The 6949-nt window shown below is 56.2% G+C and carries 5 protein-coding genes; all 5 read left to right on the top strand.

The window, feature by feature from the left end; all coding sequences use genetic code 11:
• The first annotated feature begins 235 nt into the window (after nt 1–235).
• Nucleotides 236–2233 carry a 7TM-DISM domain-containing protein gene (locus ACTG4K_RS10115; protein ID WP_439114083.1) on the top strand — a complete coding sequence of 666 codons (1998 nt, stop codon included), beginning with the start codon at nt 236–238 and terminating at the stop codon, nt 2231–2233.
• Nucleotides 2218–2934 carry a response regulator transcription factor gene (locus ACTG4K_RS10120; protein WP_439114084.1) on the top strand — a complete coding sequence of 239 codons (717 nt, stop codon included), beginning with the start codon at nt 2218–2220 and terminating at the stop codon, nt 2932–2934. The genes ACTG4K_RS10115 and ACTG4K_RS10120 overlap by 16 nt, the downstream gene beginning before the upstream one ends.
• Nucleotides 2935–2997: 63 nt before the next feature.
• On the top strand, nt 2998–3378 hold the full coding sequence (locus tag ACTG4K_RS10125; RefSeq protein ID WP_439114085.1) for a hypothetical protein: 381 nt from the start codon (nt 2998–3000) through the stop codon (nt 3376–3378).
• Between the two features lie 209 nt (nt 3379–3587).
• Complete coding sequence (locus ACTG4K_RS10130; protein WP_439114086.1) at nt 3588–5498, top strand: sensor histidine kinase; 1911 nt, start codon at nt 3588–3590, stop codon at nt 5496–5498.
• A 3-nt stretch (nt 5499–5501) separates the two neighbouring features.
• A complete protein-coding gene (locus ACTG4K_RS10135) occupies nt 5502–6203 on the top strand; it encodes a response regulator transcription factor (RefSeq protein ID WP_439114087.1) in 702 nt (233 codons plus the stop codon).
• Nucleotides 6204–6949: the final 746 nt, after the last annotated feature.

Raw genomic sequence — 6949 nt, forward strand, 5'->3', positions numbered from 1 at the left:
GTGGCATGTACCCTCCGATACCGCAAGCACCTCTTTGTGCCGCCGTTCAGGCGGTTTCATGCTGCCCCGAGGTGTTGGCTGTGGCGTTTGGCCAATCGCTGCGACATCGGTCTGGTTTGCCTGAGCCCGATCGGTGCTCGCTGTTGGTTCGGCAGGTGCGCACCGATGCGTTCCCTAGCCATCCCCTTGTTGTTCGGTGAGGAGTCATTTTTTGCATTGCGTCGCGGTTTCTGAAATGAACACAGTTTTTGCACCCGGTCGCACGCTGTGTGGCCACGGCGGGGTGCCGTTGCTGTGGGTGCGCGGTCGGCCAGTGGCTGCGAACCACCTCGTTGGCCAGGTCCTCCGTTGGTGCTTAGACGTTCGTAACACCTGTATTTTTTGGGTCCTGCTGTTGGGTTCCGCCGCCGCCTGGGCCGGTGACTATATTGAAGAGCAGGCGTGGTTTGAGGATCAAACCGAACAATTGACTTTGGCCGAAGTTCAACGTCAGGAATTTTTGCCGTTTGATGGCGTATTGAATCGGGGGTTTGGCTCTGCACCCATTTGGATTCGCATAAAAATACGGGCCGCTTCCCCTGAAAAATTGCAACAAGAAAGCAATTCAGACCTGGTTTTGCGCATCATGCCCGCGCATTTGGATGAAATTGAGCTTTTTGACCCGCTGGCTGAGACATCCATGCCGCGCCGCACGGGCGATTTGCACGCCTGGAGCCACGACGAATTTCAATCACAGTTTTTCAACTTCAAACTGCCGCCACAAGAAAGCGCCCGGTATGTGTGGTTGCGCCTCAAAAGCGCCAATGTGCGCAGTGTGCACATGACAATTTTAGACAACAGCAAGTCCCGGCGTCTGGATATTCATCTGGACATGATTGCCGCTGTTTACCTCGGTTGCATGGTGTTGTTTTTGGGCTGGGCGCTCAGCATGTACATGGCCGCACCCGAGCAATTGATGACCTTTTTTGTGGCCAAGCAAGTCTCGGCCGTTGTCTACACGTTGTACGCACTGGGTTACATGCGGATTTTGTTGGATGGTCTCGTGCCGCCCGCATGGATCAACATGTCGTCCAACGTCTGGGTTCTGGTATTTACGTTTGCTTCATTGATGTACCAGTGGATTTTTTTAAAAGAATTGCGACCGCCGGCCTGGAGCTTAAATTTATTTATCTCTTTTGCATTGGCTTATCCGTTAGGGTTTCTGCTTCTGGCAAACGGTTATGTGCAGCAAGCCATGCAACTCAACTTGGTGGTGATATTCTTGGGTAGTTTGATCGGTTTTCTGAATATACTGATCGTGCGCGAGCCCACCATAGCCGACCGCCACGGCTCTTGGTTGATATCAAAAAAGGTACTGGTTGGAACCCATTTTTTGATTTTCTCTTCACTGGTGGTGTCGGTTGTTTCTGGTATCGGGTTGCTGTCCAACTCCGTTTTTACGCTTTACATGCCCCTGCTGCATGGCTTGTTTTCTGGCGTGGTGCTCATGTATATTTTACAAACGCGGGCCCGCCAACTCTTGCATCGGCAGGTCCATCTTCAGGCCGAATTTGAAACCATGCGTGCCACTGCGCAATCTGAACGTATTTTTCGTGAAGACCAGCAGCACATGCTGGCCATGTTGGCACATGAATTGAAAACGCCCCTGTCGGTCGTTCGCATGCTGGTTGGGAAAAAAGACCTTACAAAAAACTCGATTGAAGGCGTCCAGATCGCCATTGATGACATGAATGTCATTGTCGATCGTTGTCTGCAAGCCGGGCGCCTGACGGAAGATCAGTTGGTTTTGCAAAAAACCTTGTTTGATCCGTTGGCGCTGCTGCAAAAAATTGTTGCGGTTCAAAAAGCAGAGTGCCATATTTTTTGTGAAGCCGCAGACCATTTTTCCATGTATTCAGACGAGCAAATTGTCCGAATCGTTTTTGGAAACCTGATCGAGAATGCCTGCCGATACCGAAAGCCTGAGACAGGTATTGTGGTCCGACTCGATGAGCAATCCAGAGGAGGGCGGTCTGGCATTCTCTTGGTGGTTGAAAATCAACCTGGTGGGGCAGGTTTCCCCGACCCGCAGCTTGTTTTCTCCAAATATTACCGCGCCGCCAAGGCCCATCGGCAAAGCGGCTCTGGTTTGGGCTTGTACTTGGTGGCGGGTTTTGCCGAGCGGTTGGGTGGATCCGTTCAATATGTTCCAGATCCCATTTTTGTGAAGTTTGAGTTATGGCTACCTCTTTAGATATTCTTGTGGTTGAAGACCACGACCTTCTGCGTGAAGCTATCGTTTCCATGTTGTGTGAAAACGGTCACCGGGCTGAGGGCGTTTATTGCGCCGAAGATGTTGGCGCCAGTTTGGCGGTAAAGGTGCCCGATATTTACATCCTGGATTTGAATTTGCCCGGTGAAGACGGCATCAGTCTTTCGCACCGACTGCGCGCCGATCAGCCCAGCGCGGGTATCGTCATCGTTTCAGCGCGGAGCGACCTTGTGGATCGTTTGGCGGGTTACAAGACCGGTGCCGACGTTTATCTGACCAAGCCATTCGAGACCGATGAATTGTTGGCGATCATTCAATCGATTGGAGCGCGCATGAAGCGCGGGGCGTCGGATATGTCGATGGTGTTGGACGTGGATCGTTTGGCGTTCAAAGGGCCCATCGCCGAGGTTTTTTTAACCCAGGCCGAAGTCGATCTCTTGAAAGGCATGGTCTTCGCTGATGAACAAGTTCTTTCCCATGCCGAGGTGGCCGCGCACCTGAAATTGCCCAATGGCCCCTTGTTCCGTGCCACGCTCAACGTTCGCTTGAGCCAATTGCGCAAGAAGCTCGCGTCCAGCGGCACCGAAGAGCCAACGATCCGGTCGATCAGAGGGTTGGGCTACAAATTGTGTGTGCAGCTGGTGGTCAATAGCCGGTCTTCGAGCGCCATCACCAGCGCTTGATACACCCGCGGCGCGCAGACCAGGTGTTTACGGGGTGGCGCATGGCCCGCTGAAAAACAGGCCATGCCCGCCGGTGAGCCATCTTCTGTGGTGAATGGTGGGCAGTGTGCGCGCGGGAAGGACCCCCGCCCGGCAGAGCGTTCCCGTGTACAGGATGCCGTTTTGGGGATGCAGCCCTCGAAAGCGGCGCGTGTGGGCGTTGTTGGGAGGGTGGGGTTTGCGCGTCTGCTTCAATGTATTTATAAAATTATTGTCATAAAAGTGATGATTTTTGTATATAAATGCAACATCATGAATTTCGGCTTTTTCAATCCCCCGCGTGGCTATGCCGTGTTGACGCAGAAGATCCCACAGCCGCTCCTGCACGCGTCAACCGACCTTGACACCAGAAAATACAGAGCTTTGTGCAAAGCCCGGCACCGCTGGCTGGGCCAGGCCGTCTGATGTCTAAGCGGTGCGCTTGGTCTGCCCTTTCATGGGCCAATGGCCTGGCTTGTTCGGCCTTTGTAGGGTGTTGGAGACGTTGCCTGGCGCTGTTTCTGTGGCTTGTGTTGTGTGTCTATCCAGTGGCTGACGCACTCAGCGCTGGGCCTTTGGACACCGCCACAGCTTCACATGCTGCGCCACCGCTGGTTCAGGCGGATACGTTGAAGATGCCGCTGAGTTCGCGAATCGAGGTTTTGATGGACCCCGACGGTGTCCTTGTCAAAAGCGACATGGAGCGTCCAGAGGTCGCTGCTCGCTTTGAGCCCTGGGCCAGCCAAAGCGACCTTAACTTTGGATTCAGCCGAAGCACCTACTGGTTGCGGTTCCCGTTACAGCGCAGCGCAGATGCCCCGCGGGATTGGTTGCTTGAGGTGGCCTATGCGCCGATCTCGGAGCTTGATGTTTACGCGCCCGGTCACCAGCCGGTCATCACGGGTAGTGCGCTGCCGGTGGGCAGTCGGGTGTATTTCAATCGGTTTTTTGTATTTCCGGTCACCTTGGCCGTCGAGCCTGCTTATGTGTATGTGCGTGTGCGCTCGAGTTTTTCGCTCACCATTCCCGTCCAACTGTGGCGGGTGGATGCATTTCAGCGCCACAACAGCGAGGTGCAGCTGGTTCAGTTCATGTACTTTGGGTTCTACGCCGCGCTCTTGATTTACAACAGCTTTCTGTTTGTGTCGTTGCGCGATCCACGCTTTCTTTATTTTTCTGTGTATGTCCTGGCTTTCGGCATGGCCATGTTTGCCGGGAACGGGTTTGGCCGCCTGTTTCTCTGGCCCGACTCACCCGCCTTTGACGAAGTGGCGCAGTTGGTGTTGCTCTCGGTGTCGGCCACCGTGGTGTTGGCATTGAGCCGGTTGTTCTTGCGAATACGCGAGTTTTCCCCTCGGCTGGCATCGGTTCTGCGCTGCGAGCAATGGCTCTCTGCCGGTCTCGCGGTGGCCCTTCTGGGTAGCCTCGTGGTGGGCTACCCCACAGATTTTGTGAACCAGTTGCTTGTTGTCAACGGCATCGCTATTTGTTTGGTGGTGCTTTATGCCGGCGTGGTGGCTTATCGGCACAACCTGCAGGGCTCGCATTTTTTTGTCTGGGCTTGGTGGGTGTTCTGCTGTGGTGGCCTGGTGGCTGCATGTCGCCTCTTTGGTTGGTTGCCAACCAACGCGGTCACCGCTTATGCCCTGCAGATCGCATCGGTTTTCGAGATGATGTTGCTGGCCATGGCGCTTGCCGATGCCGTGCGCCGGGAGCGCGACCTTCGCGAAGCCGAACAGGCGCGAACACTCAGACGAAACACCCGTGTGCTGCAGCTGCTCAAAGCATCTGAGGAGCGGTTGGAGACCGCCGTGCGTGAGCGCACCGCTCAGCTCGAGCAGGCGCTGAAACGACAAAAAGACACCTTGGGCCAATATGTGCGTTTCGGGTCCTTGCTTTCGCACGAATTTCGCAACCCCTTGGGGGTGATTGAAAGCCAGATCAGCTTGCTTGTAAAAGAGCGTGAGCGCGGCATTGATCAGCAAGAAAAACGGGTGGGTGTGATGTTGCGTGCCACCCGCCGGTTGACTGGCCTGTTTGATAAATGGTTGCAAAGCGACCGTCTGGCCTCGGCCCTTGAAGAGGTGAACCGGCATCGAATTCCGCTGCATGACTGGGTCAAAAAGCTGCTCGACGAGCAAGCCCATGTCACAGACAGCCACCGCTTGGTGCTTGCGCTTGACCCGCAGCTTGGGTTCATCGAAGCCGATGAGAGTTTGCTCGACATTGCCTTGTTGAACCTGTTGGACAACGCCGTGAAATACAGCCCGCAGGGCACCACCATTGAGTTGAGAACCCATTGCCATGAGGGTTGGTTGGGTATCTCGGTGCGTGACCAAGGCCCTGGTATCGACGGGAACGAACAGGCCAAGGTCTTCGATGAGTTTTACCGTGGCGCCCCTGAAAGCAGTGTCCGTGGCATGGGTCTGGGCCTGGCCATGGTGCAGCGTATTGCAAAGGCCCACGGCGGCTGGGTCGAACTCACCAGCACGCTGGGTCAAGGGGCTTGTTTTTGTATTTGGCTGCCGCGCAGCCCAGGAGATTGAGCTATGACGCCACCCGCACAGACCCGCGTGTTGGTCATTGAAGATGAGACCGATCTGCGCGAAGCGATGGTCACCTACTTGGAGATGGAGGGACTGAGCGCCGACGGCGTGGGCAGCCTGCGTGAGGCCGAGCTGCATCTGCAGCGGCAGGCGGTCGATGTGTTGGTGCTGGACCTGGGATTGCCCGATGGCGATGGTCTCGATTGGCTCTCTGCCCAGCCCCAGCGGCTAGAGCGGGGTGTGGTGGTGACCACGGCCCGTGGCGAGGTGCGCCACCGTTTGAGCGGGGTGCGTGCCGGTGCCGATATTTACCTGGTCAAGCCCGTCCAGCTGGAAGAGCTGTCGTCGCTGATCTTCAATTTGGCCCGGCGGTTGCGGCCGGGTCCGGTCAAGGCCTGGTCGCTCGATAAAACGGCCTGGCAGTTGGCGTCGCCCGATGGTCGGGCGGTCAAGCTGACATTGTCAGAGCATGCACTGCTTGCCAAGTTGGCGGAGTCCCCGGGGAGGGTGGTCGCGCGCCAGGAATTGGTGCTGAGTCTGGGCCATGACCCTTCTTATTACGATTTGCGCCGGATGGAAATTTTGGTGCGGCGCCTACGCAACAAGGTGCGCGACACGCTGGGTTACCCCCTGCCGGTGGAAACGGCGCACAGCCAGGGCTACGCCTTCACGGGTGCCATTGTTTTTCGCCCCATGCCTGCGTGAGGGCTGGTGAGGTGTTGGGCGTTCGGTGAAGCCATAAAACCGATTTATACGTTTCCAGCAGCGCAAAACACCACACCAGAGGCCTGCGCGGCAGACGTTGCCGGCTGCTGAGCGACCGCAGCGGTCCCTTTATCAAAACGCCGTTTTCACCGTCGCCTGATCCCTGTGGCGTTGTCGCCCCAAGGCAAGGGGTTTGAGATGGGGCGCCCCCATGCGCCACGGTCCGATCAAATCGGATGGCGTTGCCCGTCTGCCTTGCCAACCGAGGAGCCTGCGCGTGCGGGGCCTACCCCCGTTGGCTGACCTTTTCTCCGCCCCTCAACACCACCAGCCTCCCAAGCCTCCGCTCACACCGGGCGCTGCCTGGCCTTGCCACGTTGGGTGCGCACTGTGTTGGCCGTGGTGTGGACCCGAATCGAAGTTGTCATGTCGGGTTTTGTCGGTTTGTGTCGTTTTTGGTCGAGTTTTGTCGCCAGTCGTCGCGGGCACAGGGGGTCGATTGCGAGTTTTAAGACGGGTGGTCGTAGAAAATCAATACAAGCTATAAAAATATCATTTAGTACTAAACTTTTATTTTTTTTCGGTGTCCTGTGCGCGGCTTTTTCGGCTCAAGCAGCCTTCTGGGTGGGCAGTGCCTTCGCCCAAGCCTGGACGGCCCTCTTTTCTTTGGCGTGCAGCGTTTGCCCCTGCCAGCGTGGGGCGTGTTTGCAACACGCCGTGCCTCTAAATTTTTTTGATTGACCATC

The sequence above is a fragment of the Hydrogenophaga sp. genome (assembly GCF_965657535.1).
Taxonomy (GTDB): Bacteria; Pseudomonadota; Gammaproteobacteria; order Burkholderiales; family Burkholderiaceae_C; genus Hydrogenophaga.

Excerpts from the sequence above, each read along its gene's own strand:
- ACTG4K_RS10115 (WP_439114083.1), top strand. The coding sequence starts at position 236 with ATGAACACAGTTTTTGCACCCGGTCGCACGCTGTGTGGCCACGGCGGG.
- ACTG4K_RS10120 (WP_439114084.1), top strand. The coding sequence starts at position 2,218 with ATGGCTACCTCTTTAGATATTCTTGTGGTTGAAGACCACGACCTTCTG.
- ACTG4K_RS10135 (WP_439114087.1), top strand. The coding sequence starts at position 5,502 with ATGACGCCACCCGCACAGACCCGCGTGTTGGTCATTGAAGATGAGACC.
- ACTG4K_RS10125 (WP_439114085.1), top strand. The coding sequence starts at position 2,998 with ATGCCCGCCGGTGAGCCATCTTCTGTGGTGAATGGTGGGCAGTGTGCG.
- ACTG4K_RS10130 (WP_439114086.1), top strand. The coding sequence starts at position 3,588 with ATGCCGCTGAGTTCGCGAATCGAGGTTTTGATGGACCCCGACGGTGTC.